The 19,871-nt window shown below is 30.4% G+C and carries 16 protein-coding genes; 10 read left to right on the forward strand and 6 right to left on the reverse strand.

The annotated features are described in order from the left end of the window. Position 1 precedes the first annotated feature (1 nt). Both DUT90_RS08750 and DUT90_RS08755 read left to right on the forward strand, forming a co-directional pair. The gene (locus DUT90_RS08750) at positions 2-616 is read left to right on the forward strand and encodes a hypothetical protein (RefSeq protein WP_114426772.1); all 615 of its coding nucleotides are present in this window, start codon (positions 2-4) and stop codon (positions 614-616) included. Positions 617-622: 6 nt separating this feature from the next. Then, a complete protein-coding gene (locus DUT90_RS08755; protein WP_114426773.1) occupies positions 623-1,114 on the forward strand; it encodes a hypothetical protein in 492 nt (163 codons plus the stop codon). On the opposite strand, the gene DUT90_RS08760 is transcribed toward DUT90_RS08755, so the two are convergent. Further along, on the reverse strand, positions 1,111-2,130 hold the full coding sequence (locus tag DUT90_RS08760; RefSeq protein WP_114426774.1) for a low specificity L-threonine aldolase: 1,020 nt from the start codon (positions 2,128-2,130) through the stop codon (positions 1,111-1,113). The genes DUT90_RS08755 and DUT90_RS08760 overlap by 4 nt on opposite strands. A gap of 57 nt (positions 2,131-2,187) precedes the next feature. Between DUT90_RS08760 and DUT90_RS08765 the strand changes: the two genes are divergently transcribed. Further along, entirely contained in the window at positions 2,188-4,650 is a 2,463-nt protein-coding gene (locus tag DUT90_RS08765) for a hypothetical protein (RefSeq protein ID WP_114426775.1), read from the forward strand. 190 nt (positions 4,651-4,840) lie between these two features. On the opposite strand, the gene DUT90_RS08770 is transcribed toward DUT90_RS08765, so the two are convergent. Beyond that, positions 4,841-7,258, reverse strand: coding sequence for a zinc-dependent metalloprotease (locus tag DUT90_RS08770; RefSeq protein ID WP_114426776.1), 2,418 nt, complete (start codon positions 7,256-7,258; stop codon positions 4,841-4,843). A gap of 87 nt (positions 7,259-7,345) precedes the next feature. Here DUT90_RS08770 and prfB point away from each other — a divergent pair, with 87 nt between their 5' ends. Both prfB and arsC read left to right on the forward strand, forming a co-directional pair. Then, entirely contained in the window at positions 7,346-8,443 is a 1,098-nt protein-coding gene (gene prfB / locus DUT90_RS08775; RefSeq protein WP_114426777.1) for a peptide chain release factor 2, read from the forward strand. A gap of 118 nt (positions 8,444-8,561) precedes the next feature. Further along, a complete protein-coding gene (gene arsC / locus DUT90_RS08780; RefSeq protein WP_114426778.1) occupies positions 8,562-8,903 on the forward strand; it encodes an arsenate reductase (glutaredoxin) in 342 nt (113 codons plus the stop codon). Between the two features lie 55 nt (positions 8,904-8,958). On the opposite strand, the gene DUT90_RS13360 is transcribed toward arsC, so the two are convergent. Beyond that, positions 8,959-9,132 (reverse strand): hypothetical protein, encoded by a 174-nt coding sequence (locus DUT90_RS13360; RefSeq protein WP_181858172.1) that lies wholly within the window; start codon positions 9,130-9,132, stop codon positions 8,959-8,961. Positions 9,133-9,291: 159 nt separating this feature from the next. On the opposite strand from DUT90_RS13360, the gene fumC reads away from it, so the two are divergent. Continuing rightward, positions 9,292-10,689, forward strand: a complete 1,398-nt coding sequence (gene fumC / locus DUT90_RS08785; RefSeq protein WP_114426779.1) for a class II fumarate hydratase — start codon at positions 9,292-9,294, stop codon at positions 10,687-10,689. A 41-nt stretch (positions 10,690-10,730) separates the two neighbouring features. Here fumC and DUT90_RS08790 read toward each other — a convergent pair whose 3' ends face one another. Genes DUT90_RS08790 through DUT90_RS08800 form a run of 3 tightly spaced genes read right to left on the reverse strand, consistent with a single transcriptional unit; the run spans position 10,731 to position 14,524 of the window. After that, positions 10,731-11,237: a DinB family protein gene (locus tag DUT90_RS08790; protein WP_114426780.1), complete on the reverse strand. Its 507-nt coding sequence runs from the start codon at positions 11,235-11,237 to the stop codon at positions 10,731-10,733. A 6-nt stretch (positions 11,238-11,243) separates the two neighbouring features. Further along, on the reverse strand, positions 11,244-13,721 hold the full coding sequence (locus DUT90_RS08795) for a tyrosine-protein kinase family protein (protein WP_114426781.1): 2,478 nt from the start codon (positions 13,719-13,721) through the stop codon (positions 11,244-11,246). 5 nt (positions 13,722-13,726) lie between these two features. Next, entirely contained in the window at positions 13,727-14,524 is a 798-nt protein-coding gene (locus DUT90_RS08800) for a polysaccharide biosynthesis/export family protein (RefSeq protein ID WP_114426782.1), read from the reverse strand. Positions 14,525-14,617: 93 nt separating this feature from the next. Between DUT90_RS08800 and DUT90_RS08805 the strand changes: the two genes are divergently transcribed. From DUT90_RS08805 to secA, 4 genes are all read left to right on the forward strand, one after another. Then, complete coding sequence (locus tag DUT90_RS08805) at positions 14,618-15,385, forward strand: O-methyltransferase (RefSeq protein WP_114426887.1); 768 nt, start codon at positions 14,618-14,620, stop codon at positions 15,383-15,385. A 55-nt stretch (positions 15,386-15,440) separates the two neighbouring features. Beyond that, positions 15,441-16,013, forward strand: a complete 573-nt coding sequence (locus DUT90_RS08810) for a cob(I)yrinic acid a,c-diamide adenosyltransferase (RefSeq protein ID WP_114426783.1) — start codon at positions 15,441-15,443, stop codon at positions 16,011-16,013. A 92-nt stretch (positions 16,014-16,105) separates the two neighbouring features. Continuing rightward, positions 16,106-16,327, forward strand: a complete 222-nt coding sequence (locus tag DUT90_RS08815) for a DUF2795 domain-containing protein (RefSeq protein WP_015479930.1) — start codon at positions 16,106-16,108, stop codon at positions 16,325-16,327. Positions 16,328-16,469: 142 nt separating this feature from the next. Beyond that, on the forward strand, positions 16,470-19,811 hold the full coding sequence (gene secA, locus DUT90_RS08820; RefSeq protein ID WP_114426784.1) for a preprotein translocase subunit SecA: 3,342 nt from the start codon (positions 16,470-16,472) through the stop codon (positions 19,809-19,811). Positions 19,812-19,871 lie beyond the last annotated feature (60 nt).

Genomic DNA, 19,871 nt, shown 5'->3' on the forward strand with positions numbered 1-19,871 from the left:
TATGGATGTATTAGATAGTTATAAAAAAGCCTGGGAAAACCAACCAGATGAAGTCCGTAAATTTTCTGCACTAGAAATTTATAAAATGACACAAGCAAATTCTTCATCAATAGTAAAATGGATTTTTATTATTAGTATTTTAGAGTTTGTGCTATTAAACTCTCTCTATTTTTTTGTAGATACAGGTAAAGCTATGGAAGAATACGAAAGACTTGGTTTGAGTAATTTTGTACTTTATTCTCAAATTGCCGCATATACCATTCTTTTTTACTTTTTAGTGATGTTTTATTTGAATTATAAACGCATATCTGTTATAGATTCTACATCTAAACTGATGACTAAAATATTGAAAACAAGAAAAACGGTTAGAAACTATGTTCTTTTTAATTTAACCTATATTGCAATGGTAATGTTAACTGTAACTACAGCTACTGTAAAGACAGACCTCGATGTTTTAAATACTAAAGAATTGCTTTTTGTTATCTTAGCTACTTTAATAGCCACGACACTTATTTTAGGAGTTTTTTGGTTGTTTTATCAACTCCTTTATGGAATTTTATTAAGAAAATTAAACAGGAATTACAAGGAATTAGCTAAATTAGAAACTACAAATTAATCCTTCATGAAAAAAGTTATCATCATATTTTTTACCATTTTGTTATCTACATCTATTTGTTCTCAACAAAAGTCTAATTTTTGGGAAAATGTTAGTTACGGAGGAGGTATAGCTATAGGTTTTGGAAATAATAATAGTACTATAGGGATTTCACCAAGTGCAATATATAATTTTAATAATGGTTTTGCACTAGGTGCCGGTTTAGGGTATTTACGCAGCAGAATAAACGATTTTACAACTACAGCATACAATACCTCTATAATTTCTCTTTACCAAACTAATTATGGAATACAATTTTCAGGTGAGTTTGAATATTATTTTGCTAGACAGAGAGATAACTTTGATGAAGTCTCCACTAATTTTCCTGCACTTCATTTAGGTATCGCTTATAACCAAGGTAGACGTTTTGCTTTTGGTATTCGTTATGATGTTTTATACGATGATAGTAGAAGTATATTTGCTTCTCCTATATCGCCTATAGTTCGTTTTTATTTTTAGAAATCTTGCAACTCTTTCAATAAAACTTGATGCATATCATCTGTATAATCTAAATGGGTAACTATTCTAATTCTTCCTTCCCCCATTGGGGTTAACAGTATATTTTTTGTAGCCATTTTTTCAATAAAATTGTGTGCACCTATCTTTTCATCGACATAAAAAATAATAATATTGGTTTCTATAGGTTCTATTTTTGTTACATAAGAAACCGTAGATAGTACCTTACCAATCTCTTTTGCCTTTTTATGGTCTTCTGCCAAACGCTCTATATTATTGTCTAAAGCATACATTCCTGCTGCCGCTAAATAACCTATTTGTCTCATAGCACCACCTAATAATTTTCGAATTCTGTAGGCTTTTTGAATATGGGTTTTAGAACCCAACAACACAGAACCCACAGGAGCCCCTAAACCTTTAGATAAGCAAACAGAAATAGTGTCAAACAATTGCCCATACTGTTTGGGAGATTCGTTTTTGGCTACTAGTGCATTAAAAAGTCTAGCTCCGTCTAAATGATACGCCAACTTATTTGATTGCGTTACTTTTCCAATTTTTTCCAATTCAGAAAAATCCCAACAAGCGCCTCCTCCTTTATTTGTTGTATTTTCTATGCACACCAACCTAGAAAAAGGTACATGAATATCTGCTCTACCAACAACTGCTTCTTCTAATTGCGAGGCTGTAAACATACCTCTATTTCCATCTATCAATTTACAGGTAACTCCAGAATTAAAAGCTGCTCCTCCACCTTCATAATTATAAACATGTGCGTATTTATCACAAAACAATTTATCTCCTGGTTGCGTGTGTAATTTTATAGCGGTTTGATTTGCCATAGTTCCTGAAGGAAAAAACAAAGCGTCTTCCATTCCAAACATTGTTGCCATTTTAGTTTGCAGTTGATTAACTGTTGGGTCTCCATTAAAAACATCATCACCAACTTTTGCATTTAGCATAGCTTCTAACATAGCTTTGCTTGGTATAGTTTTTGTGTCTGAAATTAAATCAATTGTCATTTGTTTTTTTAACAAATATAATTTTTTTGTAACTTAATCCGTTTAAAAATTATCTACATGAAAAGAAAACTATCTTTAATGTACTATTTTTTAGTGCTATCAACAATCTCTTTTTCACAAAAAAACAATGTTTTTGAAAACTTAATTGAAGAAAAGATGGGAACTTATGAATTGAAGCAATATCCAGAAAAAGTTTTTATTCATACTGATAAAAATACGTATTTAGCAGGAGAAGATATATGGTTTTCTGGATATTTGATTAACGCTGTTACGCATAGAGAATCCACAAAAAGTTTAGTACTACATGTAGAATTGATAAGTCCCACAGATAGCATAATTGCTACAAAAAAATTATTGATGACTGATATTAATAGTGCTGGTGATTTTAAATTAGATAAAAAAGCCAAAGCAGGAGTGTACACTATTAGAGCATACACAAATTATATGCGTAACTTTGAAAGTACTTCTTTTTTTATCAAAAAAATTTATGTGATTCCTGATGTTTTTAATGACAGTAAGACAATAAATACTACTCAAAACTCCGAAACGATAAATAATGAAAATAAAAATAAAATAGAAAAACCTATTTTAAATTTTTATCCTGAAGGAGGATATTTGGTAAATAATCTAAAAAGTAAAGTTGCTGTAAAACTTAAAGGAAATGGATTAGACAGTTTAAAACCTTTAATTACAATAGAAGACAATACTGGTAAACAAATAACAACCTTTACTACTTATAAATTTGGTTTGGGTTTTTTTATTATTAAACCTAACGTTTTTAAAACTTATGTTGCAAAACTTACACTTGCAGACGTTACATATACATATCAACTCCCAGAAATTTTACAAAATGGGCATACCCTCAATGTTAGAAAGAAAAGACAGGAGTTGCTAATTAACCTAGAGACTAATCTAGAAAAAGGATTATTTGGTAGCACTGTTGTAATACATCAAAGAGGAAAACTAATTTTTAAAAACACCGTATATCTTTCACAAAAAAAAGGAATGCTAAAAATTCCTTTATTAAATTTTAATAGTGGTGTTGTTAATATTACCTTGTTTAATGCAGAACACAACCCCGTTAGCGAACGGTTGTATTTTGTTAATAACGTAAAGCAACATCCTTTTGCAAAAATATCAACTCAAAAAGATTTTTTTACTTCACGCAAAAAAGTCAATTTAAATATATCTTTAACAGATAGTTTACAGCAAAACATTCCTGCAAACCTTTCTTTAACTGTTAAAAAAGCAACTCCAAAGCTACAAAAAAACACTTCTCATAACATAAAATCATGGCTTTTATTAAGTTCTGATATTAAGGGTGATATTAAAAATGCAGACTATTTCTTTGAAAAAAATAAAGATAGTAAAAGAGAATACTTACTAGATCTAGTAATGATGAGCAACGGTTGGCGAGGATTTACTTGGCAAAAATTATTAAACAATAATAGTGTAAAAAATACTTACAAAATAGAAAAAGGAATAACAATATCTGGTAAAACACTAGATAAAAAACAACCCTATGGTATTAAATCTGCAGCCACAAGATTATCGTTAAAAGGAGGTAATTTTGTTAAACAGATGGAAAAACGTTCTGATACTAATGGTGAGTTCTCATATGGCCCTTACGTTTTTTTTGATACTATATCTGTATTTATAGAGGCAAGACTCACCAATTTTAAATCCAAAGATAAAAAACTAAGAAATATTTCAATTGTTCCTAATACAGCAATTGCAAGTCCTAAAATAGCCTACGATTCTGTAAATATTACTAATTTTAAATATGCAGATTATGTAGTAAAATATCAAAAATACTTAGCTTCCTTAAATAGTGACTTTGAAAAACAAGATAATGTTTTAGATGAGGTAATTATAAAAGCAAGATTAAAAACAAAACAAGAAGCAAGAGAGAAACAAATGAAAGAACGAGCTAGCTATGGCAATACCTTTTTTAGATATGATATTGCCACAAATGGGATAAGCGGTGCTATTACATTGTTAGATTTATTCGCAAATTCCCCACGAATAGATGTAAATTATTCTAACGAGAGCATTAGAGTTGTCAATGAAGGTGTCCCTTTACTATTGCTAGACGAGATACCGATAGAAATGGAAGATTTAAACTTCTTAGATGCAGAAGATATTTCTTTTTACGATGTATTAATAGGCCCCTTGGCTGCTCGTTTTACAAGTTCTCAACCCGTTGTATCTATTTATACCAAAAGTGGAAACGGATTTATTAGTAACGTTAAAAGAAGTCCTGGTATTATAGATTTTAATTTAGCAGGGTTTTACACTGCTAGAGAATTTTATAATACTGACCATGAAAACGGATTTGAAGAACAAACAAAACCTGACTTAAGGACAACTTTATATTGGAATCCTAAAATAAGTACAACTAAGGATAATGAGTTTAGTTTTTTTACTTCTGATGTTAAAACTTCTTACATCATAGAACTACAAGGAATTACTAGCAAAGGTGTACCTATATATGAAACCAAGGAAATTTATATAGAGTAAACTCGTTTTATTATTTATTTTGATGAAACTTTATAAATTCGAATATACTTCATATATAAAATTTATATCTAGAGTAAAACTTCAACTTCCAAAATATATTCTCGCTATATTTTCTCTCAATAAGTCATCGAGTTAACACTTTAAAGGCCATTTCAATTCATAATACAATACAAGTATCGATATTTTTAAATTAATAACACCCTATTGGGGAACCGTCAGGAATTTTAGGTGCTGTTAATTTTTTAAAAGAATACGGTTTTTTTAAATATTCGTCTATCTTTTTAATCATAGCATTGTCATATATTTTTTGAATTCCGTCTGACGATTTGTTGTAAAGTATCAATTTTATTTCATTCAATTTATACAAAACAATAGCATTTACCTGCGGGTATTGATTTTTATACACTCCTAAATAAAACAACTGCTCTAATACCTTAGTATTGATAACGTTTTGTAATTCTTGATAATAGGTATCTTTATGATGTGTTTTAAATGTTTTCACAATCAATTCATCAATTAATTCTTCTAAACCCAGTTGTTTTTTGTCTAAACTTTTATGTGCTATTAATCTAGACATTCTTTGTGGGTTTAGTAGTAAACTTAATGACATTTCAGACGCTGTTTCTACTGCAGAATACGCATCAAAAGCAACACCTAGTTTACTTTTAAATGATTCTCTTGTTCTTGCATAACCAATAGCTCTTGGAGGAAATAATGCTAATTTTTCTTTAGGTATAGCTATTTCATCAACAGCAATTGTTTTTAAAACGGCTTGTAAAGCAATACGTTCTGTAGTTCCAGAAACTGGTTTTACTACAGTTTGATTCCCTCCTTTTACTGCGTAATTATAATCTAAACCTCCTATTAATTTTGTAGTTGCCTCTGTCTGATAGCGATGAAAAAAGTAAAGCGGAACAAAAACATCTTCTAAAACAGAATACGGTTGTTGGGTTTTTATATTGTCTGTAGAGAAGTTTTGAATAGCCGTTTTTCTAATGTTTAAAACAGTATACAACTCGTCATAAATAGTAGCTCCATTATCCCACAAGTGTGCTGTTGCACTAGCACTTCCTTGAGGCCTTGCATCTGCATCAGACAAGTATTTTAATCCGCTATCAAAAGCATCAACTAAAATTGTGTGTAGTGCTTTGTCTTCATCTGTATTTTTAGGAAAATCTTGATAAGAATACGCTACAGTAACTTTATCCCAATCACCAATTTTATCATCATAAGCCTTAGAAAAATCAATTTTATCATCATTTAGCGTCAATTTAGGATGAGGATAATCCATCACAGAAGTTCTACCATTAGTACTCGCTGCAAAATTATGTGCAAAACCTAAAGTATGTCCAATTTCATGAGCAGACAATTGTTTAATTCTTGCCAAAGCCATTTTTAGAGCAAATGCATCATCAATAGTATTGTTTTTATAAGGTGCTTGTAAGGCTTGGGCTATTAAAAAATCTTGACGAATTCTTAAACTTCCTAGGCTTACATGTCCTTTAATAATTTCTCCCGTTCTAGGGTCAGAAATATTAGCACCGTAGCTCCAACCTCTGGTAGATCTATGTACCCATTGCACTACATTGTAACGTACATCTAACATGTCTGCACCTTTAGGAAGCATTTTAAATTGAAACGCATTTTTATACCCTGCAGCTTCAAAAGCTTGGTTCCACCAACGACCACCTTCTAACAATGCACTTCTTACAGGTTCTGGGGTTCCTCTATCTAAATAATAAATAATCGGTTCAATTGCTTCAGATATTTTAGCTTCAGGGTTCTTTTTTCTTAATCTATGACGATAGATAAAACGTTTGGTTAATGCTTTATTTACTGGCGTAGCGTAATCTTGATAACTCATTTGCCAAGACCCAGAACGTGGGTCGTATTTTCTTGGTGTGTAATTGCTATCTGGTAATTCTACAAAAGAATGATGTTGATGAACTGTTATTGCGCTTGGATCTGGAGCTACACTTCTAATATTGTATCCTTTAGGTGCGCCTTTAAAAGTAAGCATAACATCAAACTCTACATTTTTAGGAAACGCTTTTGTACGCTCTAAATGAAAAGCACTTCTACTTTTATCTAAGCTGTAATTTCCTTCTTTATTTCTAGCTAACGTTAATGCTACCCCATGAGCATCTCTCATAAAAAAAGAAGTAGCATCTACTAAATAATTATTTCCTTCTTTTTTTTGAATGGTAAAACCGTGTAAAACAGATTTTGCAAAAGCTTCTTTAACAGAATTTTTTTCTTCTTTATTTGTGGTAATTGCTCTATAATCTAAATTGGGTTGTACCATTAGCATCTTATTGCCTGCTTTTTTAAAATAAACCACTACTCCATCTCCTAATTGTCCTCTATCTAAACCAATATCATTAGATCCAATACCTTCAGACAAAGATCTTACATACAAAAATTCGTCTTCTAACTTATCTATTTGAAGATAGATTTTGTCTGTATTTTGATCATAATAAAATGTAAAATATCCTTCATATTTTGTAACTCCTTTTTGAAGTTTTTTTTCTGATTTTTCTATAAAAAATTGAGAGAACCCATTAAAACTAAGAGCTATAAAAAGTAAGAGAAAAACTATTTTTTTCATGATAATCATATTTTCTATAAATCTATAAAATAAAGCACTAGTTTTAAAACCATTAATCTTAAAATTTCATTTATTTTTGTTCAGCTTATGATTACACAAGAACAACTTAAAGATATTTCAATAAGAATCGAAAAACTAAAAACATATTTAGAAATCGATAAAAAAATGATTGAAATAACCAATGAAGAGGAAAAAACGGCTAATCCAAATTTTTGGAACGACCCAAAAGCTGCTGAGAATGTAATGAAAGAGCTTCGTTTTAAGAAAAAATGGGTTGAAGATTACCATAATGCTATTGCCCTTAATGAAGACTTACATGTGCTTTACGAATTCTATAAAGAAGGTGAAGTTGACGAAAAAGAAATTACTGCTCAATTTGACAAAACAAGTTCTTTTTTAGAAGATATAGAATTTAAAAACATGCTCTCTGATGAAGGTGATTCTTTGTCTGCTACAATTCAAATTACAGCAGGCGCTGGTGGAACAGAAAGTTGCGATTGGGCTGAAATGTTGTTTAGAATGTACACTATGTGGTCTGAAAAACAAGGATTTAAATTAAAAACACTAAATTATCAATCTGGTGATACTGCTGGAATAAAAACGGTAACTGTAGAAATTGATGGAGACTATGCTTTTGGATGGTTAAAAGGTGAAAATGGTGTGCATAGATTGGTTAGAATTTCTCCTTTTGATTCTAATGCCAAACGCCACACAAGTTTTGCTTCCGTTTACGTATACCCTGTTGCAGATGATTCTATAGAAATTGAAATCAATCCTGCAGATATAGAAATAACCACAGCTCGTTCTAGTGGTGCTGGTGGTCAAAATGTAAATAAAGTAGAAACTAAAGTTCAGCTGTTACATAAACCTACAGGCATACAAATTCAGTGTTCTAACTCTCGCTCTCAGCATGAAAATAGAGCTACTGCAATGCAGATGTTAAAATCTCAATTGTATGAAATTGAATTGCAAAAGCAACAAGCAGCAAGAGATGATATAGAAGCTAACAAAATGAAAAATGAATGGGGAAGCCAAATTAGAAACTATGTAATGCACCCTTATAAATTGGTAAAAGATGTTAGAACTGCTCATGAAACAGGTAATGTAGATGCAGTTATGGACGGCAATATTCAACCTTTTTTAAAAGCTTATTTAATGTTAAACGGACAGAAAGAAAGTAATTAATAGTTGTTTGTTCTTAACTGTGAGATTGTTACTCGTTAATTGCTAATAAAAATTAATCATTCCATTTTATGATCCAAACTCTTGAAAGAGCTACTCAGAAATTTTAAACCTAAAAAAAATGATAAAAATATACCATAATCCACGTTGCAGAAAATCTAGAGAAGGGTTAACCATTTTAGAAAATTCTGGAAAGGATTTTGAAATTATTAAATATTTAGAAACCATTCCTTCAGAAAAAGAATTGCTTACAATCATTCAAAAATTGGGTATAACTCCTATTCAATTGGTTAGAAAAAATGAAAAAATCTGGAAAGAGCAGTTTAAAGGAAAAGAATTGTCTGATATTGAAATAGTACACGCTATGATAGAAAATCCTAAACTTATTGAGAGACCTATTATAATAAACAAAAATAAAGCTGTAATAGGAAGACCTTCTGAAAATATCAACAACATTTTATAAAACAATAATGCTCACAAATTGTGAGCATTATTTTATATTATTTAGTAAAGAATAATTATTTTCCTTCAGCAGCTTTTTTAGCCTCTTTTTTCAATTTTAAATTTTCCCAAATCGTACCTCCAATCCAATAAGGTACCACAAATGTTAACAAGAAAATTAACAACCAAAAACCAGCTGTAAAAATAAACATGAATAAAACCAATCCTGAAAATTCTGAAAAATCTAACATTTGTTTGTTTTGTAAATTATAATTGACGCAAAAATAATACTTATTTTCAAAAATTCAGCATCAAAAAAATATTTTTTTCATCAATAAATAATTTTTATCAACCATTGGTACTAATACTTTTTTGTAATTTTGCTCAGTTAAAAATCTTACATACAAATCATGAAATATAGAATCGAAAAAGATACTATGGGACAAGTAAATGTTCCTGCTGATAAATATTGGGGAGCTCAAACAGAGCGTTCTCGTAATAACTTTAAAATTGGTACACCTGCTTCTATGCCATTAGAAATTGTTTATGGTTTTGCTTACTTAAAAAAAGCTGCAGCCTACACCAATACTGATTTAGGAGTTTTAGCTTCAGAAAAGAGAGATTTAATAGCACAAGTTTGTGATGAAATTTTAGCTGGTAAACACGATGACCAATTTCCTTTGGTAATCTGGCAAACAGGTTCTGGAACCCAGTCTAATATGAATGTAAATGAGGTAATTGCAAACAGAGCTCATGAAATTGCTGGAAAAGTAATTGGAGAAGGTGACAAAACGATTCAACCAAATGATGATGTTAACAAATCTCAATCATCAAACGACACTTTTCCAACAGGTATGCATATTGCCGCTTATAAAAAAATTATTGAAACTACTCTACCAGGAATTGAGCAACTAAGAAATACATTACAAACAAAATCTGAGGCTTTTTCTGATGTAGTAAAAATAGGTCGTACACATTTAATGGATGCTACTCCATTAACGTTAGGTCAAGAGTTTTCTGGTTACGTAGCACAATTAAATTTTGGTATCAAAGCCTTAAAAAACACATTAGAACACTTATCTCAACTAGCATTAGGAGGAACTGCAGTAGGTACAGGTTTAAATACGCCTGCTGGTTATGATGTTTTAGTTGCTAAATATATTGCAGAATTTACTGGAATGCCTTTTGTAACTGCTGATAATAAATTTGAAGCACTAGCTGCTCATGATGCTTTAGTAGAAACTCATGGAGCCTTAAAACAAATAGCTGTTTCTTTAAATAAAATTGCAAACGATATTCGTTTGATGGCTTCAGGACCACGTTCTGGTATTGGAGAAATTATTATTCCTGCAAATGAACCTGGATCTTCTATAATGCCTGGAAAAGTAAACCCGACACAATGTGAAGCTATGACAATGGTTTGTGCGCAAGTAATGGGTAATGACGTAGCTGTAACTGTAGCTGGCACCCAAGGTCATTATGAGCTTAATGTTTTTAAACCTGTTATGGCTGCTAACGTATTACAGTCTGCCCAATTAATTGGAGACGCCTGTATTTCTTTTGATGAAAATTGTGCAGCTGGTATTGAACCTAACCATACTAGGATAGAAGAATTGGTAAACAATTCTTTAATGTTAGTAACGGCTTTAAATACTAAAATAGGGTATTATAAAGCCGCTGAAATTGCAAATACAGCACACAAAAACGGAACAACATTAAAAGAAGAAGCTGTTAACTTAGGTTATGTTACCCCAGAAGAGTATGATGAATGGGTTAAACCAGAAAATATGACTGGTAGTCTAAAATAAATCTAAACAAAAAAAACCGAAGTTATAAACTTCGGTTTTTTTTATAAATATCTTTCTTTAACAATATTTAGGTGATGAATTTGATGCCCAGAAAACAAATAGCCTAAGGCCCTTACCGATATTTTATTACCTGATGCAGTACCAATTCTTAATAATGCTATATCCTCAAAACTTTCATAAAGTTGTATTGTAGATTTTCTAAGTGTTTTCATTTCGTCTAACATTTCAAAATAATCTCGCTTATTGGCATTATCATTAGCCACAAATATATCTTGATCAAAACCAGGTAAATCTGTACTATCATTTCTTGCAAAACATAATGCTCTGTAACCAAATATTCGTTCTGTATCTATAATATGTTGCATTAGTTCTTTTAAAGTCCATTTTCCTTCTGCATAAGCATAGTTATGCTTATCTTTAGAAAGGTTTCTTAACACTTCATCAAATAATTGTTGAGACCATTTTAGATTTTCTATGATAGATTTGTCATTGGAAACTAATGCTATATATTGCTCAAAATAAGATGCGTATTCTTCTTTAGAAATCATATTATTCTATTTTTTTGGGATAAAGAAATTTACAAATTTAGATAGAAACCCTTTAGATTCTTCGTTCTCATGATAGCCATAGCCGTACTTACCGTAGCCATAGCCGTACCCATAACCATAACCGTATCCATAACCATAGCCGTATCCATATCTATTTTTAACTGAGAAATCGTTTAGTACATAACTAATATTAGTTACTTCTTTATTTTTGTATTTATCATCAATCATCTTCATCATTCCTCTTTCAGTATAATTTTGACGAATTACATAAATAATGGCATCACCGTATTTAAACAATTCTAGTGCATCTGATACTAAACCAACAGGAGGCGTATCAATTATAACATAATCATAACGCTCTTTCAAGCTTTTTATCATGTTATCTGCAGTTTCATTTAAAAGAAGTTCTGATGGATTTGGAGGAATGGGTCCTGATAATATTAAATCTAAGTTAGGAACCTTAGTATTAATGATAATTTCATCTAATGTTTTTTGATTAATTAAATGATTAACAACACCAACATCATTTGTCATATCAAAATCATCATAAATCTTAGGCTTTCTTAAATCTAAACCGATCAAAACTGTTTTTTTTCCGCTCAAAGCAAAAACTGTTGCCATATTAATAGATATCATCGTTTTTCCTTCACCACTAACAGAAGATGTTAAGATTAGAGTTTTAGATTCATCTTTTTGAGCATTTTTAAATAAAAATTGAATGTTAGATCTTAAAGCTCTAAAAGATTCTGCAACTGAAGATTTTGGTCTATCAAAAACAACTAAATTATTTTTGCCTTGGTTTCTACCTACTACTCCAAGTACTGGAATTGCATAGTTGTTTTGAATCTCTTCGGCTGTATGAATTTTGTTATCTAAAATTTCTCTAATGATAATGTAGAATAACGGAAAAACAAACCCCATCATTAACCCTACCAAATAATTAAATTGAGGTTTTGGGTATATTGGTCCTTGCCCTAAATCTTTTGCCTTATCAATAATTTTAATATCAGAAACATTTGCAGCTATTGCTGTACCAGCTTCATAACTTTTTTGTTTTAAGTAATTATAATTTGCTTCAGAAATTGCAAAGTTTCTTTGATATTTTAACAACCCTTGTTCTCTTGATGGTAGTTTTGATAGCTCTTTATTAGCCTTAGAAAGCTCTTTTTTAATCTTTGTTAAAGCAGACTTATTTATAGCTGTCAAATTAGAAATGTTTTCTATTAAGCTATTTTTAGCTATCTGTATTTCTTGTCCTAATTTAATATAAGGCGGATAATTTTCTGTAACAGAACTTCTTAGTTTTTCTCTAAGCGTAGATTTTTGAATTAATATAGAAATTCCTTCAACAATTTTGGGGTCTTGTATTGTTATTAAAGCAGGAACAGGAATATCGCCTGAATATTTATTGTGTGTTAAAATATAATTTTTTAAGTTTCTTAAATAATCGTTGTATTCTAAGATTTGTTTCTTTTCTTTTTCTAAAGCTATAACTTCGTCATAAACTTGACTACCTTCTACAGACAAATCAAATATGTTGTTTGCTTTTTTGTATATACCTAGTTCTTTTTCAATCTTATTTAAACTATCTGCTTCTTTAATAAAGAGTTCATCTATATATGCTTTTGTTTTTTTTGCATATAATATTTTCTGCTCTTGTTTATCTTCTTCAAGTACCTCTACAGTTGCATTTAAATAAGTTTCTATTCGTTTTTTATTAGAACCTTGCATAGACAAACTTAACAAAGATGCTGCATCTGTTAATTCTCTTACTACCACTCCTCTATAACCACCAACAGTTCCGTCAAAACTTCCAAAACTTATATAGTAAGTTTCTCCTATTTTAAAGTCATTTGTCTTTTTTAAAGTTAAATTCAAAAAAGGAGTATTTATCAGCTCTCCAACATTATACTCTTTAGAAAATGAAATTTCATTTGATGAATAATTACTTAAAGAATTGTTATCATAAGATATTAATGTGTTGTTACCATTTTCGTTAAAGTTAAATGACAGAAGAAATTTATCATTGCTAGTAAGTTCTATTTTTAAAAGTTTTCCATATAATTGAGGCTTACTCGTATTTAAGTCTACAACAAAGGGTGTGTAACCGTATACATCTTCCATTCTATATCTACCTTCTTGAAGGTAATTAATATAAAATTTTAGTTTTTTCACAACCTTCTCGTTATGAGATCTAGATTTTAAAATTACTTTTATGGTCTCAATTTCATCACTTGCTCCTCCCCAGTTAAAAGCTATGTTTGTTCCTGTAGAAAAAAGAGGATTATTCTCTTCTTTAACTGAAATTACAGTATCTAATCTATACCTTTTAGCCTTGTAACCAGACATAAATTTTGCTATTATTAGTGCAATAACTATAGTTACAAAAAAAAGTTTCCAATATGCTAGGACTTTAAAGAAATATCCTTTTATATCAATGCTATTCGGAATAGAATTTACGTCGAATTTAGTATTGTTATCCATTTACGCTATAAGTTTCTTGCTAAGATAAATGTTGATGTTATTAGAGTAAATATAGAAACCACAGTAGTTACAGTTTGTAGCCCAGTAGTACCTGTACCCCAAGCTTTCTGTTTTAAGGGAATAATGTTTATAATATCATTTGGCTTTATATAAAACACTTCAGAATTAAAAGCATCTACCTTTGTTAAATCTATATAATATTTTTCAACACCAGATATAGTTTGTCTAATTACTTCTACTTTTTTTCTGTTTCCTACAATGGTTATGTCTCCTGAATTAGCAATCGCATCAATGATAGATACTCTATTTTGAAAGATTATATTTGGACCAGGCCTACTAATTTCTCCTATTATAGTATAGCGAATACCAGATAATTTAACAGACACAAAAAGTTCTTCTCCTAATTTTATATATGCTTTTAGAGCACTTTCAATTTTTTTTCTAACCTCTAAAGTTGTGTAACCTAAGACATTTATTTCTCCTAAAGTGGGTAATCTTATGTTCCCATAGTCATCTACGCTATAATCAGTAAAATATCCTCCTCCTTGATTTACGTTTGCATTATTATTACCAGAACTTACTCCTCCAATAGATTGTTTGTTAAAAATAGAAACAAGTTCTAAGTTCTCAGATTTAATGTCAATATTTATAATATCATCCACCTGGAGTTTATAAGGAACATTATTAATCCTTTTTACTTCATTTTTTTTCACTGGGTTTCCTTGTAAATAAATTAAATCTTTACTTGGAACACATGAGATTAGAAAAAGTGTAAGAAAAGCTAAATAGAGGTTTTTTTTCATTTTAAATATCATGAATTTGTACAAATATACTTTTTAAAAGTGGTTTGCTATAATTTTATTTTATTTTCGTTTTTTGTAATAAAAGAATTTCAATTGATTAAAGATTATACAAACTTTATTTTAAAATCTACCAATAAACACGGTGTTCATTCTCCTTTTGTATTCAATCTGATTACAGAATGTTTTAACAAAAAAACAAATAAAAATCTATGGCAATTATTTAAAAAAACAAAACAACAACTATTAGACAATAAAAATTATATACAAGTCACAGATTTTGGTTCTGGTTCTAAAATCTTTACTTCAAAAAATAGACAAATTTCAAAAATTGCAAAAATTGCAGGAATATCCAACAAAAAAGCAAGAATTCTCATTAAAGTTATTGCTTATTTTAAACCAAAAAATATTTTAGAAGTGGGAACTTCATTAGGATTAGGAACATCTAGTATTAAAATAGGATATCCAAATTCAACTATAACGACATTAGAAGGTTGTCCAAAAACGGCTAGTGTTGCAAAAAATCTATTTCTCTCCAATAACTTTAAAAATACAACTATAATTATTGGTAGTTTTGAAAAAACCTTACCAAAAATTACAGAAAATAATCATTTTGATTGTATTTATTTTGACGGAAATCATACCAAAGAAGCTACACTAGCTTATTTTAAAGAATGCCTACCTACTATTAAAAACGACTCCTTTTGGATTTTTGATGATATTTATTGGAACTCTAACATGAAAGAAGCGTGGTCTGAAATAAAAAAAAATGCTACAGTTACAGTAACTATAGATCTATTTCACTTCGGGATAGTCTTCTTCAGAAAAGAACAGGCAAAAGAACATTTTAAAATTAGAGTTTAACAATTTCTTAGAACTTATAGTTTGTAACTTTGTTGTAACATACAAAGTCCTTTAAATGAAGATATATACTAAAACTGGTGATAATGGTACAACTGCACTTTTTGGAGGTACTAGAGTAAAAAAATACAATCTAAGAATAGATGCCTACGGAACAGTAGATGAGCTTAACTCTTACATAGGCCTTATTAGAGATCAAGAAATTAGTGATGATAATAAAAACACGCTATTAAAAGTTCAAAATGATCTCTTTACTTTAGGAGCTATGTTGGCTACTCCACCAGAAAAAGAAACTCTAAAATCTGGCAAAGAACGTCTTAACATACCAAAAGTTAATTTAAATTCTGTTGAGTTTTTAGAAAATGAAATAGATAAGATGGATCAAAAACTTCCGCAAATGACACATTTCATTTTACCTGGAGGACATCAAGCAGTGTCATTATGTCACGTAGCTAGATGTGTTTGTAGACGTGCAGAACGCCTTTCTGTTGAGTTAAATGACCAAGAACCTCTAAATAATGACATTGTTAAATACCTTAACCGACTTTCTGACTTCCTTTTTACGTTGGCACGAATGTTGTCTAAAGACCTATTAGTGGAAGAAATTAAGTGGATTCCTGAAAAACAATAGTAAGTTCTTTTTTTATTGATTTCATATTTCTTAAAAAAGACTTGCATAATTGCGTAAAAAAATTATTTTTGCACAAAATTAAACAATAAGAAATGTATTGGACATTAGAATTAGCATCTTATTTAGCAGATGCACCTTGGCCAGCAACCAAAGATGAATTAATAGATTATGCTATTAGAACTGGAGCTCCTTTAGAAGTAGTAGAAAATCTACAAGATATCGAAGACGAAGGTGATGCATACGATTCTATCATAGAGATTTGGCCAGATTATCCTACCGAAGATGATTATCTTTGGAATGAGGACGAATACTAAACTCAATAAAATATAAAAAGTCTCTAAAGAGGCTTTTTTTTTGTTTTCTTTTAATCCAGAAAACTGTATTTTCAAGTTGATAGTACTTGAAATTTAAATAGACAAACAAAGTTAGTTAACTAACTGAAAAACATAAATATAAATGGGAATTTTAGATTCAGTAATTAAACTTTTTGTTGGAGACAAGCAACAAAAAGATTTAAAAGGGCTACAACCAATAGTAGATAACGTTAGAAAGTTTGAAACAGAATTTTCTAATTTTACTCATGATCAATTAAGAGCAAAAACACAGGAATTTAAAGATAAAATTAAAGCGGCTACTAAAGAATTTGATGATAAAATTACTACTTTAGAAAGCGAAGCAAAAACAGCAGACATAGATCGTCAAGAAGATATTTATACTGAAATAGATAACTTAAAAGATCAGGCATATAAAATTTCTGAAGAAGTTTTAGAAAACATCATGCCAGAAGCATTTGCTGTGGTAAAAGAGACTGCCAAACGTTTTGTAGAAAATGAAGAGATTGAAGTTACTGCTACTCCTTTTGATAGAGAACTATCTGCTGAAAGAGACAACATTACCTTAGAAAATGAAAAAGCATATTGGGCTAACTCTTGGGACGCAGCTGGAAAACCAGTTACTTGGGATATGGTGCATTATGACGTACAATTAATAGGTGGCTCTGTATTGCATCAAGGTAAAGTTGCAGAAATGATGACTGGTGAAGGAAAAACTTTGGTTTCTACCCTACCTGTTTATTTAAATGCTTTGTCAGGAAATGGTGTTCACGTGGTAACTGTAAATGATTACCTAGCAAAACGTGACAAAGCGTGGATGGCTCCAATTTTTGAATTTCATGGTTTATCTACAGATTGTATAGATTACCATCAACCAAATTCTGATGATCGCAGAAAAGCATATAATGCAGACATTACTTACGGAACAAATAATGAGTTTGGTTTTGATTATCTACGTGATAACATGGCAAATTCTAAAGATGATTTGGTGCAAAGAGCGCCTAACTATGCTATTATTGATGAAGTAGATTCTGTTTTGATTGATGATGCTAGAACTCCGTTAATCATCTCTGGTCCAGTACCTAAAGGAGATGTTCATGAATTTAACGAATTAAAACCTTTAGTATCCGATTTAGTTGCTCTTCAAAAACAACATTTAGTTAGTGTATTGGCAGAAGCAAAAAAACTAATTGCAGAAGGAAATGATAAAGATGGAGGTTTCTTATTGTTAAGAGTTTACAGGGGTCTCCCTAAAAATAAAGCATTAATAAAGTTTTTATCGCAAGAAGGCGTTAAACAAATCTTGCAAAAAACTGAGAATTATTATATGCAAGATAACAACAAATTAATGCCAGAGGTAGATGAAGATTTATGGTTTGTTGTTGAAGAAAAAAACAATCAAATAGATTTGACTGATAAAGGAATTGCACATTTATCAGAAAAAACAAACAATGATACCTTTTTTGTTTTACCCGATATAGGTGTAAAAATTGGAGAAATTGATGCTTCCACAATAGCTTCAGAAGAAAAAGCGGCTCAGAAAGAAGAATTATACAAAGACTTTAGCATAAAAAGTGAACGTATTCATACTATGAATCAACTATTAAAAGCCTACACGGTTTTTGAAAAAGATGTAGAATATGTTGTGATGGATAATAAAGTAATGATTGTTGACGAACAAACAGGTCGTATTATGGACGGTCGTCGTTACTCAGACGGATTGCATCAAGCTATTGAAGCTAAAGAAAATGTAAAAATTGAAGATGCAACACAAACTTTTGCAACGGTAACCTTACAAAATTACTTTAGAATGTATCGCAAATTGTCTGGTATGACAGGAACTGCGATTACTGAAGCTGGAGAATTATGGGAAATCTACAAACTAGATGTTGTAGAAATTCCTACAAACAAACCAATTGCAAGAGATGATAAAGAGGACTTGGTTTACAAAACAGCTCGCGAAAAGTACAATGCTGTTATAGATGATATTGTAAAATTAGTAGATCAAAAACGCCCCGTTTTAGTTGGTACAACTTCTGTAGAGATTTCAGAATTATTAGGTAGAATGTTACAAATGCGTAAAATTCCGCATAATATTTTAAATGCAAAATTGCATAAAAAAGAAGCTGATGTTGTTGCAGAAGCAGGAAAACCAGGTGTAGTAACCATTGCTACCAATATGGCAGGACGTGGAACAGATATTAAATTGTCTGATGAAGTAAAAGCTGCTGGTGGTTTGGCTATTATTGGTACAGAACGCCATGATTCTAGACGTGTAGACAGACAGTTAAGAGGTCGTGCAGGACGTCAAGGAGATGTGGGGTCATCTCAATTTTACGTGGCTTTAGATGATAATTTAATGCGTTTATTTGGTTCTGATAGAATTGCCAAAATGATGGACAGAATGGGATTAAAAGAAGGTGAAGTAATTCAACATTCTATGATTACCAAATCTATTGAAAGAGCCCAAAAAAAGGTAGAAGAAAACAACTTTGGTATTCGTAAACGTTTGTTAGAGTATGATGATATCATGAACTCTCAACGTGAATTTGTATACAAAAGAAGACGACATGCTTTAGACGGAAAACGTTTACAAGTTGATATTGCAAATATGATTTATGATACTTGCGAATCTATTGTAAACTCAAATAAAGCTGTAAAAGATTTTCAAAATTTTGAATTTGAATTGATTCGTTTTTCTTCAATGACTTCTCCTTTTTCTGAAGAGGAATTTGAAAAATCTTCTGAAAAAGAAATTACAGATAAGTTATATGATTTTGTAACAGAACATTATAAAAATAAAATTGAAAGAAATGCAGTTTTAGCTTTTCCTGTTATTAAAGATGTATATGAAAATGAAGGTGATAGATATGAACGAATTGTAGTTCCTTTTACAGACGGAATTAAATCTTTACAAGTAGTAACCAATTTAAAAGAGGCTTATGAATCTGAAGGAAAATCTTTAATTACTGATTTTGAAAAAAACATTACATTAGCAATTATTGATGAAAACTGGAAAGATCATTTGCGTCAGATGGATGATTTAAAGCAATCTGTACAAAACGCATCTTACGAACAAAAAGATCCTTTATTAATCTACAAATTTGAAGCTTTTGAGTTATTTAAACAAACAGTAGATAAAATTAATAAAGAGGTACTATCTTTCTTATTTAAAGGAGAATTACCTTCTCAAGACAAAAATCAAATTTCTGAGGCTCGTCAACAAAAAAGAGAGCAATTGAGTACAAGTAAAGCTGATATTCAAAACACAACTGAACAAGCTATTCAAAACTCTCGCCAGCAACAAGCTGAACCTGTTGAAACTATAGTAAGAGAACAACCAAAAATTGGTAGAAACGAGCGTGTTACCATTAAAAATGTAATGAGCGGAGAAGAAAAAACAGTAAAGTTTAAACAAGCTATTCCTTTACTTGAAAAAGGAGAATGGGTTTTAGTTAATAATTAGAATTATACTAGTTTCATAAAAAAAACTCTAGTAGATACTCCTACTAGAGGTTTTTTTATG

Origin of the sequence: Polaribacter sp. WD7 (genome assembly GCF_003335085.1) — a bacterium.
In the GTDB taxonomy this organism is placed as follows: domain Bacteria; phylum Bacteroidota; class Bacteroidia; order Flavobacteriales; family Flavobacteriaceae; genus Polaribacter.